2 protein-coding genes are annotated in these 2,792 nt (G+C 68.6%); one reads left to right on the top strand and one right to left on the bottom strand.

Annotation, left to right across the window (positions count from 1 at the left end):
- A partial coding sequence (locus E1283_RS38385) for a hypothetical protein (RefSeq protein ID WP_207930656.1) occupies positions 1 to 194 on the bottom strand: 194 nt, incomplete at its 3' end.
- A gap of 51 nt (positions 195 to 245) precedes the next feature.
- Between E1283_RS38385 and E1283_RS34740 the strand changes: the two genes are divergently transcribed.
- Positions 246 to 2,792 (top strand): type I polyketide synthase (locus E1283_RS34740; protein ID WP_207930655.1); only part of this gene is annotated, 2,547 nt, incomplete at its 3' end.

The raw sequence follows: 2,792 nt of genomic DNA, 5'->3' as shown, positions 1-2,792 counted from the left end.
AGGAGACGACCCGACTCCTCCTCAAACAGGGCCACCGGCTGTTCGTAGAAGCCAGCCCCCACCCCGTCCTCACCATCGGCCTCCAAGAAACCATCGACACCACCGAAACCAAAGCAACGACCATCGGAACCCTCCGCCGCGACGAAGGCGGCCCACACCGCTTCACCACCGCCCTCGCCGAAGCCTTCGTCCACGGCGCACCCGTCCAATGGCCCCCGTTCTTCACCGACACCAACGCCCGACAGGTGGAACTGCCCACCTACGCCTTCCAACGGCAGCGCTACTGGCTCGCGCCGGTGGCGGGGAGCGGTGATCCGGCAGGTCTGGGCCTGGACACCGCGGACCACCCGTTGCTGGGAGCGGCGCTCCAGATGCCCGACGGCGGTGCGGTGTTCACCGGTCGGCTGTCCCTACAGACACAACCCTGGCTCGCCGACCACGCCGTGGCGAACACGGTGCTCCTGCCCGGCACCGTCTTCGTGGAGTTGGCGATCCGCGCCGGCGACGAGGTCGGCTGCGACCGCATCGAAGAACTCACCCTGCAAGCCCCTCTCGTGCTGCCCGACAAGGGCGCCGTCGCCATCCAGGTTCGCCTCGACACCCCCGACCAGACCGGCCACCGCACCCTCACCATTCACTCCCGCACCGACAACGACAACGCCGACTGGACCCAACACGCCACCGGCACCCTGACAACTGGCACGCCATCCAGCACGAACGACCTCAGCGCATGGCCGCCGCCAGGAGCGGAACCGATCGATCTGGACGGCTTCTACCCGGGAATGGCCGAGGCTGGCTACGGCTACGGACCGACCTTCCAAGGACTACAGGCCGCCTGGCGCCAGGGCGACGAGATCTTCGCCGAGGTCGCACTCCCCCAACAAGCCCACGAACAGGCCACCCAGTTCGGCATCCACCCCGCACTCCTCGACGCCACCCTGCACGCCATCGGACTCGGGGACTTCTTCGACACCCCCGGCCAGGTACGACTCCCCTTCGCCTGGAACGGCCTCTCACTCACCGCAACCGGAGCAACCCACGCCCGCGTACGACTGGCCGCAGCGGGTCCCGACGCAGTCGAGATCCTGGTCGCCGACGGTTCCGGCCGATCGGTGGCCGAGGCGGAGTCGCTGGTGATGCGCCCGATCGCGCTCGATCGGCTCGAGCGCACCCGGAGTGGGGACCGCAACTCGCTCCTGGAGCTGAACTGGGTCGAGCTGCCAGCCGTCACCGCACCTGCCACGGGTCGGTGGTCGGTCGTCGGTCCTGATTCACTGGGTCTTCAGGAAGGTCTGGCACAGGCCGGGCTGCAAGTGAGCGACTCGGCCGACGACGGCACCGTGCCGGACGTGCTCGTGCTGCCCTGCGTCAGCAGCCCCGGCACCACACCAGATGCCGAGGACGTGCGGGCGGCCGTATCGCGGACGCTGTCGTCGGTGCAACAGTGGCTGTCCGACGAGCGGTTCGCCACCACACGCATGGTGGTCGTCACCCGGGGAGCGGTCGCCGCCGGACCCGACGAGACCGTCTCGGACCTGACCCAGGCCGGCGTCTGGGGACTCCTCCGCTCCGCACAATCCGAGCACCCCGACCGGTTCACCCTCGTCGACCTCGACGCCGACGAATCGTCGGTCAAGGTGCTTCCCGCCGTCCTCGCAGCCAATGAGCCCCAGCTAGTGATCCGTGGCGAAACCATGCGCGCGCCACGCCTGGCTTATCGAGATGCGGATTCCGCTGCCCGATCGACGCCACGGGCGCTCGCTACAGACGGAACGGTGTTGATCACCGGTGGTACGGGGACGTTGGGCGGTCTGGTGGCCCGGCATCTGGTGGCCGAGCACGGGGTGCGGCATCTCCTGCTGACCAGCCGACGCGGACCCGACGCTCCGGGGGCCGACGCACTGGCCGCGGAACTGACCGAACTCGGCGCCCAGGTGACGATCACCGCCTGCGACACCGCCGACCGATCCGCCGTAACGAAACTACTGGCCACGATCCCGGCCGAGCACCCACTCACCGGGGTGATCCACGCAGCCGGGGTGCTGGCCGACGGGGTGCTCGATTCCCTGTCGACCGAGCAGGTGGAGACAGTCCTGAGGCCCAAGGTCGACGCAGCCCTCCACCTCCACGAACTCACCCAGAACCACGACCTGGCCGCCTTCGTCCTCTTCTCCTCAGCCGCCGGCGTACTCGGCGCACCAGGACAAGCCAACTACGCCGCCGCCAACGCCTTCCTCGACGCACTCGCGGCTCGTCGCCGGGCTCATGGGCTGGCCGCCACCTCCATCGCCTGGGGACTCTGGGCCGAAGCCAGCGGCATGACCGGACAACTCAACGAACACGACATCGCCCGCATGTCCCGATCAGGACTCACCCCCCTCACCACAGAACAGGGCCTGGCGCTTCTCGACGCCGCGCTGACCGACCATCAACCGTTGGTGGTGGCAGCACGAGTGCGCACCCACGCCGGCTCCGCCGCGGTCCCCACCATGCTCCGCGGCCTGGTACGCGCGCCTTCACGCCGCACCGCGGCGTCGGCGGCAGACACCTCCGTACTGCAACGCCAACTCGCCACAGCCAGCGAAACAGAACAACAACGCATCCTCACCGACCTCGTCCGCACCCACGTCGCCACCGTCCTCGGACACACCACCCCCGACAACATCACCACCGACCAAGCATTCAAAGAACTCGGCTTCGACTCACTCACCGCCGTCGAACTCCGCAACCGCCTCACCACCACCACCGGACAACGCCTCCCCGCCACCCTCATCTTCGACCACCCCACACCC

It is taken from the genome of Streptomyces hainanensis, from assembly GCF_004348415.1.
Lineage (GTDB): Bacteria > Actinomycetota > Actinomycetes > Streptomycetales > Streptomycetaceae > Streptomyces > Streptomyces hainanensis.
The sequence above is the reverse complement of the archived record's forward strand: the minus strand, read 5'-3'. Positions and strand labels throughout refer to the sequence as shown.